This is a genomic window from Citrobacter gillenii, assembly GCF_013337685.1.
Lineage (GTDB): Bacteria > Pseudomonadota > Gammaproteobacteria > Enterobacterales > Enterobacteriaceae > Citrobacter > Citrobacter gillenii.
On sequence record NZ_SUQN01000006.1, the window covers coordinates 238664 to 258140 of the forward strand.

25 protein-coding genes and 1 tRNA gene are annotated in these 19477 nt (G+C 48.5%); 9 read left to right on the plus strand and 17 right to left on the minus strand.

Annotated features, from left to right (window positions below; all coding sequences use genetic code 11):
- Positions 1-17: 17 nt before the first annotated feature.
- From gpM to FCH32_RS15630, 3 genes are all read right to left on the minus strand, one after another.
- On the minus strand, positions 18-719 hold the full coding sequence (gene gpM, locus FCH32_RS15620) for a phage terminase small subunit (RefSeq protein WP_174361183.1): 702 nt from the start codon (positions 717-719) through the stop codon (positions 18-20).
- Positions 720-722: 3 nt separating this feature from the next.
- Positions 723-1745: a phage major capsid protein, P2 family gene (locus tag FCH32_RS15625; RefSeq protein WP_003838043.1), complete on the minus strand. Its 1023-nt coding sequence runs from the start codon at positions 1743-1745 to the stop codon at positions 723-725.
- A gap of 61 nt (positions 1746-1806) precedes the next feature.
- Positions 1807-2610, minus strand: a complete 804-nt coding sequence (locus FCH32_RS15630; RefSeq protein ID WP_174361184.1) for a GPO family capsid scaffolding protein — start codon at positions 2608-2610, stop codon at positions 1807-1809.
- 161 nt (positions 2611-2771) lie between these two features.
- Here FCH32_RS15630 and FCH32_RS15635 point away from each other — a divergent pair, with 161 nt between their 5' ends.
- The 3 genes from FCH32_RS15635 to FCH32_RS15645 are packed head-to-tail and all read left to right on the plus strand — an operon-like array spanning position 2772 to position 5925.
- Complete coding sequence (locus FCH32_RS15635; RefSeq protein WP_003838038.1) at positions 2772-4547, plus strand: terminase large subunit domain-containing protein; 1776 nt, start codon at positions 2772-2774, stop codon at positions 4545-4547.
- Complete coding sequence (locus FCH32_RS15640) at positions 4544-5605, plus strand: phage portal protein (protein ID WP_086551032.1); 1062 nt, start codon at positions 4544-4546, stop codon at positions 5603-5605. Before FCH32_RS15635 ends, FCH32_RS15640 begins: the two co-directional genes overlap by 4 nt.
- Positions 5602-5925 carry an Ogr/Delta-like zinc finger protein gene (locus FCH32_RS15645; RefSeq protein WP_012602735.1) on the plus strand — a complete coding sequence of 108 codons (324 nt, stop codon included), beginning with the start codon at positions 5602-5604 and terminating at the stop codon, positions 5923-5925. The genes FCH32_RS15640 and FCH32_RS15645 overlap by 4 nt, the downstream gene beginning before the upstream one ends.
- On the opposite strand, the gene FCH32_RS15650 is transcribed toward FCH32_RS15645, so the two are convergent.
- The 10 genes from FCH32_RS15650 to FCH32_RS15695 form a co-directional block, all read right to left on the minus strand.
- Entirely contained in the window at positions 5899-6105 is a 207-nt protein-coding gene (locus FCH32_RS15650; protein WP_000364823.1) for a hypothetical protein, read from the minus strand. The genes FCH32_RS15645 and FCH32_RS15650 overlap by 27 nt on opposite strands.
- Before the next feature lie 119 nt (positions 6106-6224).
- Entirely contained in the window at positions 6225-8240 is a 2016-nt protein-coding gene (locus FCH32_RS15655) for a replication endonuclease (RefSeq protein ID WP_174361234.1), read from the minus strand.
- 1 nt (position 8241) lies between these two features.
- A complete protein-coding gene (locus FCH32_RS15660; protein WP_000988140.1) occupies positions 8242-8454 on the minus strand; it encodes a hypothetical protein in 213 nt (70 codons plus the stop codon).
- Positions 8451-9320, minus strand: coding sequence for a DNA adenine methylase (locus FCH32_RS15665; protein WP_137527125.1), 870 nt, complete (start codon positions 9318-9320; stop codon positions 8451-8453). Before FCH32_RS15665 ends, FCH32_RS15660 begins: the two co-directional genes overlap by 4 nt.
- Positions 9311-9544, minus strand: a complete 234-nt coding sequence (locus tag FCH32_RS15670; protein WP_174361185.1) for a DUF2732 family protein — start codon at positions 9542-9544, stop codon at positions 9311-9313. Before FCH32_RS15670 ends, FCH32_RS15665 begins: the two co-directional genes overlap by 10 nt.
- 67 nt (positions 9545-9611) lie before the next feature.
- Positions 9612-10013: a hypothetical protein gene (locus FCH32_RS15675; protein WP_174361186.1), complete on the minus strand. Its 402-nt coding sequence runs from the start codon at positions 10011-10013 to the stop codon at positions 9612-9614.
- Positions 10013-10441, minus strand: coding sequence for a hypothetical protein (locus FCH32_RS15680; RefSeq protein ID WP_065554294.1), 429 nt, complete (start codon positions 10439-10441; stop codon positions 10013-10015). The genes FCH32_RS15675 and FCH32_RS15680 overlap by 1 nt, the downstream gene beginning before the upstream one ends.
- Positions 10431-10658: a phage filamentation protein Fil family protein gene (locus FCH32_RS15685; RefSeq protein ID WP_065554293.1), complete on the minus strand. Its 228-nt coding sequence runs from the start codon at positions 10656-10658 to the stop codon at positions 10431-10433. Before FCH32_RS15685 ends, FCH32_RS15680 begins: the two co-directional genes overlap by 11 nt.
- 9 nt (positions 10659-10667) lie before the next feature.
- The gene (locus tag FCH32_RS15690; protein ID WP_057521322.1) at positions 10668-11171 is read right to left on the minus strand and encodes a phage regulatory CII family protein; all 504 of its coding nucleotides are present in this window, start codon (positions 11169-11171) and stop codon (positions 10668-10670) included.
- 30 nt (positions 11172-11201) lie between these two features.
- Positions 11202-11423, minus strand: a complete 222-nt coding sequence (locus tag FCH32_RS15695) for a helix-turn-helix transcriptional regulator (protein WP_021293716.1) — start codon at positions 11421-11423, stop codon at positions 11202-11204.
- Between the two features lie 141 nt (positions 11424-11564).
- Here FCH32_RS15695 and FCH32_RS15700 point away from each other — a divergent pair, with 141 nt between their 5' ends.
- From FCH32_RS15700 to FCH32_RS23480, 6 genes are all read left to right on the plus strand, one after another.
- A complete protein-coding gene (locus FCH32_RS15700; protein ID WP_021293715.1) occupies positions 11565-12146 on the plus strand; it encodes a phage repressor protein CI in 582 nt (193 codons plus the stop codon).
- 16 nt (positions 12147-12162) lie between these two features.
- On the plus strand, positions 12163-12729 hold the full coding sequence (locus FCH32_RS15705; protein ID WP_065554292.1) for a PH domain-containing protein: 567 nt from the start codon (positions 12163-12165) through the stop codon (positions 12727-12729).
- Between the two features lie 3 nt (positions 12730-12732).
- Positions 12733-13761, plus strand: a complete 1029-nt coding sequence (locus FCH32_RS15710; RefSeq protein ID WP_065554291.1) for a phage integrase — start codon at positions 12733-12735, stop codon at positions 13759-13761.
- Positions 13751-14506, plus strand: coding sequence for a hypothetical protein (locus FCH32_RS15715; RefSeq protein WP_065554290.1), 756 nt, complete (start codon positions 13751-13753; stop codon positions 14504-14506). Before FCH32_RS15710 ends, FCH32_RS15715 begins: the two co-directional genes overlap by 11 nt.
- 68 nt (positions 14507-14574) lie before the next feature.
- Positions 14575-14670: transfer RNA gene (locus FCH32_RS15720), tRNA-OTHER, on the plus strand.
- Positions 14671-15000: 330 nt separating this feature from the next.
- Positions 15001-15327: a LysR family transcriptional regulator gene (locus tag FCH32_RS23480; protein WP_146717976.1), complete on the plus strand. Its 327-nt coding sequence runs from the start codon at positions 15001-15003 to the stop codon at positions 15325-15327.
- A 147-nt stretch (positions 15328-15474) separates the two neighbouring features.
- On the opposite strand, the gene FCH32_RS15730 is transcribed toward FCH32_RS23480, so the two are convergent.
- The 4 genes from FCH32_RS15730 to FCH32_RS15745 form a co-directional block, all read right to left on the minus strand.
- Positions 15475-16122 carry a response regulator transcription factor gene (locus tag FCH32_RS15730; RefSeq protein WP_174361187.1) on the minus strand — a complete coding sequence of 216 codons (648 nt, stop codon included), beginning with the start codon at positions 16120-16122 and terminating at the stop codon, positions 15475-15477.
- Between the two features lie 68 nt (positions 16123-16190).
- Positions 16191-16529, minus strand: a complete 339-nt coding sequence (locus FCH32_RS15735) for a helix-turn-helix domain-containing protein (RefSeq protein ID WP_135911380.1) — start codon at positions 16527-16529, stop codon at positions 16191-16193.
- Positions 16530-17227: 698 nt separating this feature from the next.
- Positions 17228-17527 carry a DUF1889 family protein gene (locus FCH32_RS15740; protein ID WP_115257453.1) on the minus strand — a complete coding sequence of 100 codons (300 nt, stop codon included), beginning with the start codon at positions 17525-17527 and terminating at the stop codon, positions 17228-17230.
- 134 nt (positions 17528-17661) lie between these two features.
- Positions 17662-19476 carry a diol dehydratase reactivase subunit alpha gene (locus FCH32_RS15745; RefSeq protein WP_174361188.1) on the minus strand — a complete coding sequence of 605 codons (1815 nt, stop codon included), beginning with the start codon at positions 19474-19476 and terminating at the stop codon, positions 17662-17664.
- Between the last annotated feature and the right edge of the window lies 1 nt (position 19477).

Genomic DNA, 19477 nt, shown 5'->3' on the forward strand with positions numbered 1-19477 from the left:
CTGGCTTGCGGTAGTCTTTACCCCTGCGTCAGTTTTCGGATACGGGCGGCAATCGTCTGCCGGGCCGTTCTGACGCCGATTTTTAAATAGTATTTTTCTGCAGTGGCCAGCAGTTGATCGGCTTTCTCCAGCGTTTCAATGTCATCCACACTCGCTGCCGTTGTCTGGCCATCTTCACCGCGCAGCAGCTCCAGCCCGGCAAACTTGAACCACTTGGCCGTGACCTGTTCATGCAGCCGCCAGGTACTGGCGACACGCTCAAATGTACGGGAGAAATACGGTTCAACACTTTCCCCGCGCCCTGATGTTTCCTGCGCCCAGGCCAGCATCGTATCGGCCACGAACGTGGAAAAATTACTGCGCAACCGATCCGGGGTTGCCTGCTGCTGGCTGATTGCAATGTCAGCCCAGTCCAGCGCCTTATCCAGATCGCCCACGTCAAACAGCCAGATAACACACCAGGCAAATACCGGGTTGGCGTACACCTGCCCGCTTTCCAGATACGCTTCCACAGTCGGTGTCCAGCGCGGCAGCAACACATCCCGCTTAAACTCAACACGATCCGCGATTGTCGGCAGGTTACGGCAATGTTCCACATCCGCTTCCAGCGCCTTAATCAGCAGATGCATGCTTTCCGTGGTTTCCAGTGCCTGGCTGCGTTTCAGCTTTTGTTCCATCGCAATGCGCTGGCTGTGACGCTGCGCGGGAGAAAGTGCCATTTATCAGCCCTCTGCTGGTTCGGAAACCTTGCCGATGGTCACGGCGGATTCATCAATGGCCGCATACAGCTCCGGCACTTCAACCGCATAGCCTTCATTACGCAGGTATTTGTTTTCGAACTGCTTACGGTCTTCAACAAATTCCGCCTTACGCATGCGGGTGTTGCGCTGGGTGTAGATATGCAGATTAGAAAGCGGCGTGACGACCATACGTTTACCCGGCATAAACGGCGGGATAACAGCAGGACGGCCAGCAATGGTGCTGCCCAGCATCTGCGCCGCGATTTTTTCAGTCGGGCGATCTGCGGCCTGATACAGTCGGTATTGTTCAGCAGCAACCAGATCAGCACCGACCAGAACCACCAGACGCGGGTCATTGCGGAACTGTGCCGGGATCTTGGCGTTAATCAGGTCTGAAGCCATTGCATCCAGTGATTTGTAATCCCCGGCTTCATCCAGCACGACCGGATCGGTCATAATCTGATTACCACCCAGCAGCGTTTTCATACGCTCATGCCAGCCGATGTTGACATCTTCGCCGTTCGGGTTATCCGTTGGATTCGTCGTTTTTGCGCGACTCTTACCGTTAAAACCAATACGCAGCATATCCAGCGCAAAAGCCTGTGTGGTAAACGCCTGAACCAGGTTGTAAAACTCGTTTTCGTCCTTACCGGCATTTGCCCAGACCGAAAGCAGATCCCAGCGCAGTGCGGCGCAGCTGTCCGTTTCAACCAGTGAGTAGTCATTGCCGTCCACGCCAACCTGACGAACAAAGCGGCCATTTTCACTGCGGCCGGTATGCAGCACTGAGGAACCGACAGAAATCACCTGGCCACTCAGTTGGTCAACGTCCAGACAGGTAATCATGTTCAGGAACTCCACGGACTCCAGCAGCGCCAGACGCAGCGCATTTTCCTGCGGGTCATTCAGGGAAAAATAACGACTGGTATCACGTGCGCCAAACTGCTGCGCCATACCACTCGAATATTTATCCAGTAAATCCCGTGCACGGTTATTAAGGTGCATAAAACTCCCTCGCGATTAAGCGATAATAAAAATGTTTTGTACTAATTAACGTCAGAACGTATTACAGGAAATTAAATTTCCCCGCTTTTTCTGAAATCTTACGCCCCGGTGTACGGGTGGATTTATTACCCAGATCGTTAAAACGTTGAACGATATCTTTTGCATTATCACGAATAGCCGCAAATTCTTCGGTATCGACCACTTCCGCAATGGTATCCACATCACCCTGAACATCATTCAGCTGATTTTCAATTTTTGCCACACGGCCTTCCAGTTCGTTTACCGCGTTGGCCAGCGCCTGTAACTTATCATCACCCTGCGTGGTATCATCAGGCGGCGTTTCATCTTCAAACTTCGGTTTAATACCAAATAATTTTTGCCAGTTCTTCATTCGTATATCCTGTTTAATTTTTCCGTCACGGGAAATCACGCAACTGTAATATCCCTGCTTAGATAATTTTTTGCGCCGACTACTAAAGCGCAGCCGTGTGGTGCCAACACTGGCGGGAGTATCTGTTACCGCCAGCCCCTTGAGGTATGTACGCCCACTACCGCGCCAGTTCTCATCCGGTTCAATCGAGAAGAACAGGAGCTGATCTTCATGGTTGGCGAAAATTAAACGCATATTCGGGCAAAGGCTGACGTAAAGCCGCGCCAGTCCGTCATCGCCATCATGCCAGGTGGCCTCCAGCACCTCCCCAAAATTACCGCAATCATTCTCGTGTTCAGGCCAGATCAAAGCGACATAGTGGTTATAGTCATAGGTTTCCCCCATATCGATAATCCACTGGCGTTTAATTTCTCTGCCGTCAACGGTATCCCCTTCGGTAGCAACACACAGCCAGTCAGTTTTTAAATGCGACATATCCCCCCTGATTTATTCACCGACGCTGCAAATCAATTATTGCCAAATAAAACCACCACTGCATCACGCTTTATTCTGAACAGTTCGGTTATCACGTATTACCGAACAGACGCGAATTAACACCGCCGTTTTTTCATAACAGCCACGGCATAATTATCCGCATGGCTAAATACTCAGAAGAACTAAAAGGCGTTGTCCGCGCACTTTATTTGCGCCGCTATACGCCAAAAGAAATTGCATCAGAATTAAATCTGCCGAATGCGCGGATCGTTTACTACTGGGCTGAGAAATACAGCTGGGCGGATTTACTCAGCTTTGAAAGTACAGAGGAGGCAATCGAACGCCGCTACCAGCTGCTGGCCAGCCGCGATAATAAAACCGATCTCGACCTGAAAGAAATGGACATGCTGATTGCCCATGCCACAAAGCTGCGTGCTCAAAGCAATAAGCATAAAGAAAAAATGGCCAGCGGCCAGAGTAATGGTCAGGCAGCTGCGCGGGACAGCAACAGCGATGAACCGCGCCCCAAACGCAAAAACAGAAAAAACGATATTTCATCTCTGACCCAGGCGGATTTTGACACCTGGGCGGAAGAACATCTTTTTGAATACCAGAAACACCTGCGCAGGAACATCGGCCAGCAGGTCAGGAACATCCTTAAAAGCCGCCAGATCGGTGCCACCTGGTACTTTGCATTTGAAGCCTTTGAAAACGCGGTCATGACAGGCGATCCGCAAATCTTCCTGTCAGCCTCCAAAGTCCAGGCGGAATACTTCCGGTCTTACATCGTCAACATTGCAGAGCAGTATTTTGGCATCACGCTGACCGGCAACCCTATCCGCCTCAGCAATGGCGCTGAACTGCGTTTTCTCTCAACCAACAAAAACACGGCACAGTCCTACAGTGGCCACCTGTACTGTGACGAATATTTCTGGGTGCCTAACTTCGCCAGGCTTAATGAAGTGGCCAGCGCAATGGCCACCCATGACAAATGGCGCACCACTTACTTTTCAACACCCTCAGCCAAAACGCACCAGGCTTACCCGTTCTGGACGGGTGAAGAATGGAAACAGGGCAGTAAAAAACGCGCGGCCGCACAGTTCCCGTCCTTTGATGAAATGCGCAACGGCGGACGGCTTTGCCCGGATGGTCAGTGGCGCTATGTCATCACGATGGAGGATGCCATTGCGGGCGGCTTCAACCTGGCCAACATCGAGAAGCTGCGCAACCGCTACAACACAGCCACCTTCAACATGCTCTATATGTGCGTGTTCGTGGACAGCAAGGATTCCGTATTCAGCTTTTCAGACCTGGAAGCCTGCGGCGTGGAGGTGGACACCTGGCAGGATCACAACCCGGACGCTGCGCGGCCATTTGGTGACAGGCCAGTATGGGGAGGCTTTGACCCGGCACGCAGCGGCGATTTGTCGTGTTTTGTGATTATTGCCCCGCCGATGTATGCCGCAGAGAAATTCCGCGTTCTGAAGGTTATTAACTGGAAGGGCATGAACTTCCGCTATCAGGCCAGGCAGATCGAACTCCTGTTTAAAAAATACAACTTCACCTATCTGGGAGTGGACGTTACCGGTATTGGCCAGGGTGTTTTTGACAACATCCAGCATTTTGCCATGCGCGTGGCCGTCGCCATTCGTTACGACATGAACACGAAAAATCAGCTGGTACTGAAAGCGGCGGACGTGGTGGAAAGTCAGCGTATTGAATGGGACAAGAACCTGAAAGAGATCCCGGCCAGCTTTATGGCTGTACGCCGCACCACCACGCAAAGCGGTAACGCCATGACATTTGTCGCTGACCGCAGCCAGGACACTGGCCACGCGGAGGCGTTCTGGGCCATTACCCACGCCCTGCATAACGAACCACTCAACTACGAAAACAAACCGAAATCCCGCTGGGGTGTAAGGAAAGAGGCTGCATGAGTAAGAAAAACCGCTTCGTTAAGCGCAACCCGCGCGGCGATAAGTCCAAAAAAATGAGCATCATTACATTCGGCAAACCGGAACCCGTGCTGACCACCGGCACGGATTACCGCGACATCTGGTACGACAATGCCGCCGATCACTTTACCCAGCCGATTGACCGGCTGGCACTGGCACAGCTCATCAATCTGAACGGTCAGCATGGCGGCATCATCCACGCCCGGAAAAATATGATTGTGTCTGATTATCTGGGCGGTGGCCTGACTTACGACCAGCTGGAAGCCGCAGCGTTTGACTATACAACCTTCGGGGATATTGCGATTGGCAAAATCCGCAACGGATGGGGGGATGTGATTGCCCTGGAACCTTTACCCGGCCTGTATATTCGCCGCCGTAAAGTCAGGGACAACGCCACAGACCAGCCCGGCGATTATGTGGTGTTACAGGACGGTGAACCGCAGGTATGGCCGCAGGAAGATATCATTTTTATCAAGATGTACGACCCGCAGCAGCATATCTACGGGCTGCCAGACTATATCGGTGGCGTACACTCGGCATTGCTTAACAGTGAAGCCGTGATTTTCCGCCGCCGCTACTACCACAACGGCGCTCATACTGGCGGCATTCTCTATACACGCGATCCCAGCATGACGGATGAAATGGAAGAAGAAATTGAACAGCAGCTGCGTGACAGCAAAGGTATCGGCAACTTCTCCACCATTCTGGTGAACATTCCTGGCGGGGATGGGGATGCGATCAAGTTCATTGAAATGGGGGATATCTCCGCAAAAGATGAATTTGCCAACATCAAAAACATCAGTGCACAGGACATTCTCAACGCGCACCGCTTTCCTGCTGGCCTGGCCGGAATTGTCCCGCAGAACACTGCCGGTCTGGGGGATGTTGAAAAGGCGGAAAGGATTTACAAGAAAAGCGAGATAGCGCCCATTCAGCGCCGGTTTATGACCGCTGTTAACAACGATCCCGAAATACCGGAACGTCTGCACCTTCACTTTGATTTAAGTTACACAGAATCAACGGATAAGGATGCGGCATGAGGCGAAAAAGGCTAAAATCCAGGCATCATTTAACAGCTGGAGCATGGAATATGCGAGTTCTGAAAATCGAATGCCCGGAATGCGGCTCAAAGGCTGTTATTCGTAAAACAAACCGGAAGCACCGGCAGATTGCGGATATTTACTGCGCCTGTTCAGATGTTGAGTGTGGCCATACGTTTGTGATGAATCTGACGTTCTCCCACACTCTCAGCCCCAGCGCGAAAACGGGCGATGCGATGGTGCAGAAAATACTGAATGCACTTTCACCCGATCAGCGCCAAATGGCATTAGACCTACTGAAAGCGACTCCCGCCGCCTGATAAGCCCCCTTCCTGGGGGTTTTTAGCTTCTGTTCTGACCATCTCCCGCATTTCTCCAGCAATCTCACCAATCCAGGCCAAAGCGATTGTTTTTTCTCTCTGGTTACTTTCGTACACATGGGCAATTTTGGCCAATAACTCAATGCGCTCCAGCTGTGCCGACGCTTCCAAAAGATCCATTTAGCCCCCACAAACAATATATTACTGTATATGCATACAGTACACCGTAAAGCACAAATTGTGAAATGTATTTTCCTACCATCTACTGACAAATGAACGTGTTACACAGATTTATACCGCTACAACCACCCCGGCCACAGCTCGTGCATTGGCTCGCTTCGTGTCTCTTGCAACCTGCCATTACGGTAAATCAATGCCACCTGGCCAAATCTCAAACCACTGCCCCGCATGAGAATGGCTATTTCATCGTCAGAACCATCAAAACCCCGGCTGCGCAATTCCAGTTTTAACCGTCTGCGGGTTCCACCCTCCGTACAGTTATTGACAGAACTCCAAGGGGCGGCGTTGCCGCCAGAAAAACCCGCCTCCGCTGGCGCTTCGGCCAACTTCGCAACCTTCTGCCACTTCACCAGGCGCGTACATACCGCCGAATCTGGAACCAATGGAGAATAGACACCCTGAACGCGCTGCACGTCCTCTGCGTATTCATTACCCTGCTCAGTGATTTCATAAGCCAGACGAACAACCAGATCGCGGCGGGCAACCAGTGCGCCACCCTGTGCCTGGGTATATGCCGCCCAGTCCCCAACATCCGCAGCAGCCAGAACCGCATCCATTCTGCGGTCAGTCAGTACCTGATCACGTAACCGGCGCAGCTCACGCCAGACTGTAACCGGCGCACCACCAATCTGCTGAAACTGGCGAATGCGCCAGCGTGAAGCCCATGCAGAAACGGACTTGGCCATGTCACGCAGGTTCTCCCCTGTTTCGTCGTCCTGTTCACCATCCAGCGCAAAACCATCAATGTTTTTGGATATATATTTGGCGATGTAACCCGTAGCCGAACCTTTAGCGGGATCGATGGCTTCAACATGAAAACGTGCCTTTAGCGCGTTTGGCGTTTGAAGTTCTTCGGAATCGGTAATTCTGGCGTGATAGCAAAGAATATCGCGCACGGTATCCACGTCACCAGGACGCATAAAAAGCAGCATGTGCCAGTGCGGAGTCCCATCGTGGTGAGGCTCTACCACTCGAAAACCAAAAACATGGATACCTGCACGGGAAATAGCGGCGCGGGCTTTCGCCCATACACCACATAAGTAGCGCTGGGTATCCTGCGGGGTGCAGCCATCCCACTGTGAAACAAAGCCCCCTTTGCTGTGCACCGCATGGAATCGCGATGGCGCGGTGATAGTGTAAAACTCACCGGCCAGCCCTTCTTCATTGGCCATATCTTCAAATCCTCTCATTCTTACCATTAGCTCACAGCGACGGATCGCCGGATTAGCAACGCTGCGGTGCACCATGCTGTCCAGTGCAATACGCAGCCCTTCATCATTCAGCAGGTCAAACTTTTTGAAGAACTCAAGGTTCCGCTTTTTCTGGTCTATCCATTCACCCAGGGTTTTACGGGACACATAAGCGCTGGCCGCTTTCTGAACCTGCCCCACGGCAATGGCCATATGCTCACGCTGCGTATCCCGCGCCCGCTTAAGACGCAGATACCACCATTCAGGTGCCATCATGCGGAGAATCCCGGATTCAGCCTTACGTGTTTCCAGTTGTCCGCCATTAGCTTCATGTTCTGCCCAGTACGGCGGTTGATTGTTCAGCATCAGGGAACACGTGCATAAATGGCGGTAAGACTCCAGCGTACGGCGGCGCAGCTCTGCGGCATCGTCAGTGCTGCCCACAAACTGATCGGTGAAGTCATAAAGTGACTGTGAGATCCAGCCAGATATCTGGCCAGCCAATTTTTTGAGGTCCGGGCGGTCAAGTGACGGCAGTCGCTCCAGCGACTTACCGAAAGGAAGATCAAGTGCATCAGCAGCCAGCTTGTAACGTGCAGCCACTTTGCGCAGACGTGGCAATACATTCTCGCCGATAGTTTTACGCAGGAATGTATTGGCACGGCGACGCCCGTCACGACCAGCCAGCAGCTTTTCGTAACGGTTGCCGAAATACCCGGCTAACCAGTCGGGTATCTCATGCAGGTACTGGGAACGCCATTCATAATCCTGTGGGTTAACAGCCCACAGGCGGCGTTCGGTGATCGTCGCATCTGACGGGGTACCAGGCGCAAAGGTTTCACGCCGCCAGGCATTGACGGCATGGTGTTGGCCAGGCTCCAGCATATCAACCACGGTTAACCCACTTGCGCCAGAAATCAATCAGAAAGGCCACAAGTACGGCCGCTACCAGTGGTAGCCAGAAAACCGCGCTCAGTGTGATTAACCCTAAATCCTCAGCATCATGATCAAATTCGTCCTGGCATTCGCCCCATAAGAGAAAGGCGAAAGTGATACAGGCAAACAAGGCATAAAAGCCGGTGATAATTTCCGTCATCATGCCACCACCGCCCTAACGCCGATCGCGGGGTTTGCAGGTGACTTAAGAATCAGCTCTGCGGCAACTTTCTGGCTTGCAGCTGCTGCACCCACACTGCGTGGGGCATTTACCCGCACAGCGTCAAATCCTGCATACAGGTAATGCACCATTTCCAGATCGCTGTTTGACGCGACAACCTTAATCCCACGCTCAGCCAGGCGGCGCAGCTTACGCGCCAGCCGCCCCTGATCCATGTGAGAAAAACCGCGCTCATGGTACGCGGTGAAATTGTCGGTATCAGTCAGGTAAGGCGGATCACAATAAACAACGTCATGCCCGTCCCTTACCAAATCAAGCGTTTCTGAATAGTGGGCAGTAATGAACGTTGCACGTTTCGCTTTTTCTGCAAAAGCGCGGATTTCATCAGCAGGAAAGTAGGTTTTTTTGTACTTACCAAACGGAACATTGAACTGGCCACGGCGATTGTATCGGCACAGGCCATTGAAGCAGTGACGGTTCAGATAAAGAAAACGCGCCGCAGCTTCCACAGATTCAGAACCAAAGGATTTGCCGGACTGGTTGAAGGCATCACGCACCGCGTAATAGAAAACAGCGCGACTTTCTTCATCGCCTAATGAACCGGCAGAAAATAAAGCTTCCAGCTCAATGAGCAATGCATCAGTCTGATAGGCCATAGTCTTATACAGATTAACCAGATCAGGATTCACATCAGCGATCAGGTACTCGTCATAATCCGTATTCATCATGACTGCACAGGAACCAGCAAAAGGTTCTATAAGGCGCTTTCCCTCCGGCAGATGGGGAAGCAACTGCGGCATAAGGCGGGCTTTACTGCCCACCCACTTAAGCGGAGTTTTTACTGCCATGCTGCACCGCCTTTACTGCAAATCGCTGCGGCTTCTTCGCGGATTAACTCAACGATTTCCGTTGCGCTTAAACTTTCATTGACGGCATGGGTGGCCAGCTTATCCAGGCGGGTGGAACACAGATCAGCAGCAGCTGCTTTACCTTCCTGCGTGGCTTTGGTGAGCATAGCCAGCAGGTCAGTGCCTGATTTTGTTGCGGGTAAATCCTGACGTGTCATGTGCATTTTGGTTTCCTTAAGGCAAAAGAATCCCCGGCCACCTAAGCTGTGGCCAAAAAATTCAGGTTGTTAATTAGTGAAAAGCGGGTTGTACAGTGACGGCTGAATAGTTCGGTGCTGGAATAAGGTGCAGCTCGTACGTTGTCCGCCACCACTCCTGGATCAGTGCTTTAATTTCGCCAACACCCAGCGCTCCGGCCGTATAGAAAATTGCTCGGATTCCGGCCAGCGCTTCAATCTGTGCTTCTTTGCTTTCGGCCTCGCGGTACACGCAGCACCAGAAAGCGGCATTGATCGCCAGCCAGTGACGCGGGTTTGTCATGTGTTCGGTGTCATTGAAGAAAAACGGATGCAACGCAATGCGACCATTTTTACTGGTGCTTTTCTCTGCAAACGCTAAAGCGTAGTTATGCGGGACTCCCCACACGGCCAACTCTGCACCCAACGATTTACCCTCGACGGAAATAATAGTCATTAGTGATTCCCCTGCTGCTGCAACTTATGGACTATATGAGGCGCGATAACCATCTGCACCCCGCTACTGCTATAAATTGGATGTACTTTTTTGATCGGACGATTCGCGGTGCGCTTCGAAAAATCGCTGTCACGTAAACTGCCGAAACCTTCAAACGTTAACCGCGCCCGTGAAATTCCTTGGCGCAGCAGAATCATGTCCCGATAGCCCAGGCGTTCATAAAGCTCACGCCAGCAGCACTTGCTTAAGTGGGCTTTAAATGCCCCAGCGCCAGAAGTAACCGCAGCGGCATGAAGCACCACACCGCGCCACTCCGGTGTCAGGTTGTCCCACCATTCAGCGGCCTCGCTGCTTTCGCTGAAGTATTTGCGGCGGATCTGTTTTAAATGTTCCAGCCCGCGCTTTTGTTGTTCCTGGCTAATCGCCATAGCGCCCCCCTATACACCCAACCAAGCGACGGACTTTTGTAGGCAAGAAACGTAAAATCACCCCGCCTTTCGTTCGAACAGACTCATGCGCATTGAATTTATACGTGTGGCCAGGATTCCAGCGCTGACCGTTCGGCAGTTCTATCCAGCCCGTTGAACCGCTTGGCCGTTGCATGGCTGGTGATTCTTTTTTGAGGTAAGTAACAAACGCTTTCATGGTGCTCCCTCACATCAAGCCGGTGGCGTTAGCCGTCACCAGATCCACCGCTGCGGCCAGAACAGGCGCAGACTGGATACGGCTTTCAACGGTATAAGCCAGCACGGATAAGCTACGGATTGCATCGCGAGCGCGATCCAGAATTTGTGTACGGCGGGCGGCGGTCATATGACCAGTTGATACGGCTTCCCCAGCAATTGCGCCCACACAGGCGGTGGCACTCAGTGCGCACAACTGCATGTTGCCTTCTGTGGCATTGTTCACCGGTACGGATGGAAGGCAGTTAATCTGCCCCAGCATCCCATCCAGTAAACGCGCATCTTCGGTGTAATCCGTAATAGCTAAAAGCTCGTCACAGGTTAAACGGTGCGGCTGTGCTGGATTCAATTTGTTGCGCAGGATCTGCGGCCTCATTCCAACCGCAGCAGCTACATCTTCCAGATTGTGCTCAATGGCAAATACTCGGCAAGCCGCATCAAAGTGAGCATGTTTAGAGGTCTGATAATCAAACATTGTTAGCCCCGCTCTAATCCGTAGGATGATTTACGCGTTAAGCGAAACATTGCATTCGCTTAACGCCATAACGGTTAAGGCAGCCATATTGACCTCAACTAAACCTTTTTTTTGCGCGCCTTTGGGTTTGATGGGCAATTTTCCGTATGAAATCAGGTTCTCAGCTGTACTTCTGGACATACCCGTACGACGGCAATATTCATCAAGTGGGATGTATGGATCTGGGATCACGATTGTAATGTTGGGACGCATAATGCAAACTTCTCCGGTTAGGGGATACGCCAATATCCACCGCTATCAACCAATATTCGACTTAACCTACAACACGGAGACTCTACTTCGACTAAATCGAGAAATCAATATCAATTTCGACTTAATCGAAAGAGCGAGCTAATGAGCAAATTTTCCTTTGAACAAATAGGACACAGTAGCGACGTTTTAGATCGGGTCGTTGACGCTTATGGATTCACCTCAAAACTTCAATTAGCAGAACACTTCGATATGGCTTCCAGCAGCCTGTCTGCACGATTCAAGAGGGGGATTTTTCCGGCTGATATGGTTGTCAGGTGTGTAGCTGAAACTGGCGCTTCTCTGGAGTGGCTTGCTACAGGACAAGGTAGGAAATTTGACGACGAAGAACTCGACATTTTGAAAATGCCCCGCCGAAAAATTGTTGATGGTCTTCTATACGATGCTGGTATGTACATGCTGGATAAAGTCTCATTTTTACCAGGCACCCCTTTACCAAATTCCCCAATATGTGTCCTTGAGGGGAATAATCAGTTTATCGTTGATACTTCTTTTACAGAGGTTTATGACGATGAATGGCTAGTTGAAATTGAAGGTAAAACCAGCATTCGAACCCTTACCCGCATCCCTGTTAAGAAAGTAAGAGTTAGTGGCGTTGGTATGGCGTTTGACTGCTCAATTGAAGATATAAAAACCATTGGTAGAGTTGTCTTGACCATAAAATAATCATAAGGATTTGAAGATGATTGACTACAAAACAGCATCAAAAGATCAGCTGAAAGCAGAGATGAAACGCTTGGCCAGTGTGGTATCTGATACCCCTTTTGGTACCAAAAAAGAATTTTTCCACCTCCCGGAGATTTTAAATTCTGGCGAACAACCAGTGGCAATTGCCAGCGGAATGATGGATGGCAACACATGGCTAATAACCCTTACTAACAAACGAGTAATTTTTCTCGATAAGGGTATGATTTTTGGCGTTAAGCAAGTCGACATTAACCTCAACAATATAGTGAGTGTTGGCGGTAAAACCGGGCTTATGTTTGGTGAGATTATGATTTCTACCAGTGGCCAAAATTACACCATTAAAAATGTAATGAAGGGATCAGTAATTCCGTTCACCAACTTAGTGAATGAAACTAGAAACACTTTGAACACCCCCGCCCATTCACAACAAGAACCAACTAAAGCTACTCATTCTTTTGACGAACAAATGTCAAAAATTGAACGGCTGGCAGAAATGAAAGAAGAAGGGATACTGACTGAAGAAGAATTTCAGCAACAGAAACAACGTATTCTTAATGGTTAACTTATGCCAGTTAGGAAATTAGACAATGGTCAATGGGTTGCTGACTTTTACACTGTAGACAGAAGCAACGGTAAACGCGGCAAGCGGGTTCGCAAAAAATTTGCCACCAAAGGCGAAGCGCTGGCGTTTGAAAATTACACCCTCCAGAAAGTGGAGGACGCACCTTGGCTTGGTCAGGGCAAAGACAAACGCCGCCTGTCAGATTTGATACATCTTTGGTTTGAGCGCCATGGGATAACCCTGCGCGATGGAGAGAAGCGTAAAAGCGCCATGCTTTGGGCTGACGAGTGTATGGGTTCCCCTATGGCTACAGAGTTCACCGCACAGCTTTTTACCACTTACAGGGCTAAAAGGCTCGATGGCCATTTCGCCCGTACTAAGCGCATTGCTGAAGTATCGCCCCGTACTATGAATCTGGAGCATGCTTATTTCTTAGCTGTTTTTAATGAATTGAAAAGGCTTGGGGAATGGGAGGCTCCGAACCCGTTAGAAAATGTTCGCCAGTTTAGAACCGAAGAAAGTGAGATGGCCTATCTGACCGGAGAGCAGATTGATAGGCTTTTAGAACAATGTCGCCTGAGTTCAGCGAAAGATTTGGAAATGATAGTCAGGATTTGCCTGTCTACTGGCGCTCGATGGGGTGAGGCTGAAAAGCTAAAACGCAGCCAAATTACAGCAGGGAAAATCACATTTATTAAAACTAAAGGGAAGCGCAATCGCACCATCCCATTAGACCCTGAACTTATTGCCGGGCTTCCGAAAAAAAATGGCGTTCTGTTTAGCCCATGTTATTACGCATTCAGATCTGCTCTGGAAAGGGCTGGCATTGAATTACCGGCCGGGCAGCTGACACACGTTCTAAGACATACCTTTGCATCTCACTTTATGATGAATGGTGGAAATATCTTGGTACTGCAAAAAATCCTTGGACATACAGATATTAAGATGACTATGCGTTATGCTCATTTTGCTCCCAATCATTTAGAAGAAGCACTCAAATACAATCCATTGGCGGTCAAAAATGAAATTTAACTTCAACATTTCTTTATGGGCTATAATTTCGGCATACGCAATTACAAGTGGGCTAATATATTCTTGGGCATTTTGGAGTACTTTTAAAGTAAACATTCTTCAATATGTATCTGTTTACGATCTTATGGCGTCGATTATATATCTTATTGCTGGCCCTTTCGCAATATTTGTGATCTACTCTATCTTTGTTCGTGTAGGATTCTTGGCAACACCTGTACCTAAAATTACACCTAAACTTTCAACCAATACTACTCCCCCAAAACTAGCATTGAGATTAAAGTATTATCTCAATAATGCCTTTAATTTATTATCATTCGTATTTTATTATTTCATGACTGTTACTACATATAATGACAGTGTTGGATACAAAAAACTAATTGTATTATTTTTAATATTCCTACCGATTATGATGATGCTACTTAATATAACATCCGCCGTATATAAAGATAAAATACCATTTAACAGCGTTGTCTTGTCAGTAATAATTGCAGCACCATTTTTTCTATTTCTAAATGCTAAATCAAAAGCAGATGACATAATAAATGGTAGAGATACATTTCTTGTTCAATCAGACTCAGAATGCCTTTCCAATAATAAATTTAGATATATTTCAACGATTGGTGATAAAGCTTTTGCCATTTCCTTGAACGACAATAGCTTGTGTGTATTCAAATATAATTACTTAAAATTGATTGAAGAGACATCCGTTACATCTACGTACGCTCTTCCAGAGGATCGAATCTAGATGAAATGTCGCAAAAGTGTCGCAGCAACTTAAGATTATTGGCTCACATTGGTGGATATTGGCGATCTAACTCACTGATATTAAAGTAAGTAATTGTTTTTAGAATGACTTTCATGGTTCTCATAATCGCTTGGTCGCTGGTTCAAGTCCAGCAGGGGCCACCAAACAAAACAAGGAGTTAGATGAGAGATCGTCTGACTCCTTTTTCTTTGGATGCACTTTGGGTCCGCTTCCCCAACATGCAATACGACTATGATCCCCATCCATTCTCAGCTATGTCTTCTTGAACACTACATCCTTGGTGATGGCGATGTCAGGAAAAGCCCTCTTACGCCGACATTGAATTGAAGGGAAAAATCAGAAAGGGTGGCTAACCCTCTATTTTCATTACATTATATCAAAACGTATATTTAGATATATCTATTATATTGTTTGTTTTGATTTTCTTATATGTTTATATTCTTTTAAGAAAATTAATTCAAAAGGATAATTCATTGCTTACACAATCTGATTTTTCAAAATTCAAAAACCTGAATATTTCGATTAACAACATTCTTGTTTTTGCCGCAGTCATGAATACAGGAGGGATAGTTTCTGCTTCATACTATATGAACTGTTCACCGTCTGCAGTGAGCCTTTCGTTGAAAAAATTTTGTACTTGTTTTCCCGAAAAACTATTCAGCAGAGAGGGCCGTTGTTTAATACCAACAGAAGAGGCACAATTGCTGTATAACGACATTAGCCCTGCAATAAGGAATCTCTTATATGCAATGACGTCCAGCACTGACATTTCCTCAACTGCCGTAGAGCAGATTTCATAAACGTCGTGGCAAGCACATAGTGATTCACAACGAGAACCCTAAATTGTGCATGCTGAGGTAAACTGACAATCGATTTAATAATAAAATCACGACTACATTGCTGTCGGCAATCCGTACAGCGGGATATGGCAATATTATCTTTCTCACTTATAATCGTGACACTCTTTCATTAATTTCACGTAAACTTAATTGAAGACGGACTGATATTCTTTTCCGATAGGTAGCAGCAGTTTTATAGCTAATCCCCATTCGCCTCGCTGTTTCGTTCAGTCCTATTTTTTCTGTCTGCAGGACAAACCACTGCAATTCCCTTTGTGGTAATCGAACTCCGCTGACCTGGCCGACTTTCCTGGTGATTAACGGACTCATGATCGTGCCTGATGATGCGTCAGAGGAGAAAAACATGAGTTTAGATAAGATATTAATCGCCTCCGCGCGATGAACAATGCCCATAGGTTGAAGATTTGCGACTGCTGCCAGCAACAGAGGGTCACGTAAACGGGTAAAAACAATAATACTATATTGGTCTGCAGGCCACTCGTCCTTTGCAAACTTTAAGAATGCTAATCCTTCCGCCAGCGTCTCACTTTCGCTCGTTAACTCGGTAATAACGAGTACCCGCCCTGGTTCCCCATGACGGGCTGACACTTGTTTCTGCAATGCGGAAAGCGTCATTACTCTTAGACTAATTGAGCGACCTGCCAGGCTATCAATAAAGGCACATAGCCCAAGGGCACTATAATAGATAGTGTCCATAACCAATACCCGCTCGTAGGAAAAATTTAAATTTTCCATATTATGCTCTATTTTTTGTCGAATACATTTTAAAAGCACTATTTAACATAACCAATGGTTATGTTTCATTAATTTTTATTTTCACCGATAGCTAATTCACAATCGGCAACAGCACTTTCCCCATGACAGACAGTATCAAGATTATAAAATGCAAGTTTAAGTTGATGACTTAATTCCACAGCATATTCAGTAGGATTAAGATTGCGACCTTCACGTATGAAAAGGGTGTCATTAAAGTAACTTCTGACTCTTTTCAAGTGCAGGCTAATAGATGATGCAGAACAACCAAGTACCAGTGAGGCACCATACAAACTGCCCGTGTCAACAAAAACGATAAACGTTAGTATGGACCTAAAATCCACATCCATAAGATGACGAAGCCTAGAGTCATAATTAATTAAATCCATATTAAACGCCTCAATAACTTTTTACCAAAATATACTTTTCTTTTCAAAGGTGCAATAACCATGCAAAAATAGAAACATTAGGTAAAAACAATTAATAAAAGCAAAAACAAAGATGATTATTTCATACATTTTTAATAAGGAAGTGAAAAAAATCAGATAAATCAAAGAAGATAGAGTTAAATTCTGAAAACATTAAAAAATGAAATAGTTAAATATTACTCAATGATTTAATAAGTTTTATTATTTGAGATACTATCAATAATAAAATAAGAAACCAAACTCTATTAAAGCCCATGTTATTTAAGAGTTTTCTATTCTTAAAACTTACATTAGTCGTCGAAAAATGGTTGGCAAAAAAAAAGAAATGTCGATTTATCAGTTAGGTTTCATAAATAAATAAATTCGAGAAAAGTCTTAACCGTCGTTTAGCAAAGTATTAAAAATTAGTTTCAATAGGGTAACCACGCACATTCCGGGCAGCGTAAAAGCACCCCCACCGTCCAGTGTTAATCTAATAATGTTAATGCTGAAGTTAAATTGGAGGATTCAACACGTTCAATTAAGCGTAGCGGTACACAATGTGTCCATCTGCACCAACGCAAAAAAATCGGCACTGTCTGGCTGGTTGAGGGCAACTCTTTTGGACGCCACCACCTTGAAAGTGGAAACGTCCGTTAGCGTGTTATTCGATAGTCAGCTCACACGAGTTCTTTGAGCTGCTCCTGCATATAGGTCGAAAAGTACTCAGGGTTCTTGATAAGGATACGGTTACCGGAGGCGACTTTTTCAGCCCATCCAGCGACTTTTTTTGTGAACTCAGGATTCCATCCCTCTTGCTCACCGCGTGCCATCACATCTGCTGCGCTCACTGGCACACCTAAATCATGCAAATATTTTAAAATTCCCTTGGCCGTACTTTCGTCCATGGAATGGGGTACTGGCGCCGATGTGTTCATACCACCAATAAAATCCAATGCTTTCTCAATTGCTGTTGGCATGCTCTTATCCTTAAAATTAACCGCGTATTAAACACCTTTATACTATGTACCCAAGTCAGCCGGGATATCAAAGAGAACGTTGCCTTTATTTGATTTATGCCGCAGCCAAACGCTTGCGGTGGTGGTTTTCTGCACTATTTTTTCGCATCACCAGCCAAAACCAGCCCGGTTGCCACCGCATTTCGTGGCCCTTCGGTTCCCCGAATATTGCCCTGACCGGCAACAACGCCGTAATGCGCCAGCGCGTCGGTGATCATCTGCGGGATTTCAAAATCCAGCGATGAACCGCCCACCAGCACCACAAAAGAGATGTTGCGAATTGAGCCGCCGGGTGAGACCTGCCGCAATGCGCGCAGGCAGTTCGTCACAAAGACCTTCTCCTTGGCCTGACGACGTACCAGCCGAATTTTCTCCAGCGACGTCTGGTTCTCAATGGGGATGGCTTTGCCCGCTTTCAGATACACTACTTTGGCAAACACCGACGGGCTGAGCGGTTCACGAAAGAACTCCACCGCGCCGTTCTCGTGGCGAATACTGAACAGACTCTCCACTTTCGCCAGCGGATATTTTTTTATCTCCTCTGCCAGAAAAGGATCGCTCAAGCCGAGCTCCGTTTTGATAAGCAAGCTGACCATGTTCCCTGCTCCCGCCAGATGTATCGCCTTAACGGTGCCATCGTTATGGATAATCGCGGCATCGGTGGATCCGGCACCTAAGTCGAGGATCGCCAACGGCGCGGCGCATCCTGGCGTCGTCAATGCCCCGGCCACCGCCATATTGGCCTCCACGCCCCCCACTTCAACCGGCGTATTCAGCCGCACACTCAGCTCACGGGCGATCGTCTGCATCTGTAGCCGATCGGATTTCACCATCGCCGCAATGCCAACCGCGTTTTCCATTGAATATTCCCCGGCAACACCGCCCTGGACTCTACGGGGAATAAACGTATCGACCGCCAGCAGATCCTGAATGTGTACTGAATTCATATCGTGCCCGCTCAGAGAGGCCATCACCTTACGCACGCGCTCCAGCATGCCACCCGCGTGAGTACCGGCCTCACCGCGAATGTCGCAGACCGGCGCACAGGCGTTCATCGCTTGCATAATTGCCTGAGCGCCTTGGGCCACATCGGCTTCTCCGCCGCGCTTTTCACCACTGATAAAGATCTTGCCCGCCGGGATCACCCGTGATTGCACATCGCCCTGCGGGGTTTTCAGCACCACAGCGGATCGGTTGCCGATCAGTGCCCTGGCGATCGGGACGATCGTTTTTGTTTCCTCCGGCGTCAGGGCAAAGAAAGTGGCGATGCCATAAGGATTCGACAGTACCCGAACCACCTGTCCTGCTGCCGCCACTTCTACCGCCGCCAGCACCCCTTCCGGGACCTTCTCCAGCAGCGTGACTTCATCAATCACCGGCAGCGTTCGTCGCAGACGATTATTGACCAGTACGCCATCGTCCTTTTTCAGGATCGCCGCCACCACGTCGACGCCGCGATCCAGCGCCGCATTGATAAGCCACACCGCCTCGAGAAAATCCATCTCTGCGCCCACCAGCGGGATCCAGCCCTGCGCAAACCGATCGAGGCTCAACGATGCCAGTTTCTCCACGGCGATCGTGGTACCCACCCCTACGCCAACACCGCCTGGCGTTTGCGGGTTATGACCAATCATTGTCGATTCAGTGATGATGGTTTCGGTGATCGTCTCCATCGCCACATCACCAATGACCGGCGCGGCCTCGTTGATGCAGATTTTCGTCACATCCTGAAGCGACGACGACGTTTTTTCCAGCGCCTGCTGCAGGGAGGCCACTACCCCGGCAATGTTATCCCGCGTGCCTTTCATGCCCGTGGTCGTGACGATCCCGCTGGCAACAAACCGGCCATCCTGCGCCAGCGCCACTTCCGTGGTGGCGTTGCCGATATCAATCCCTGCAATTAACGGCATA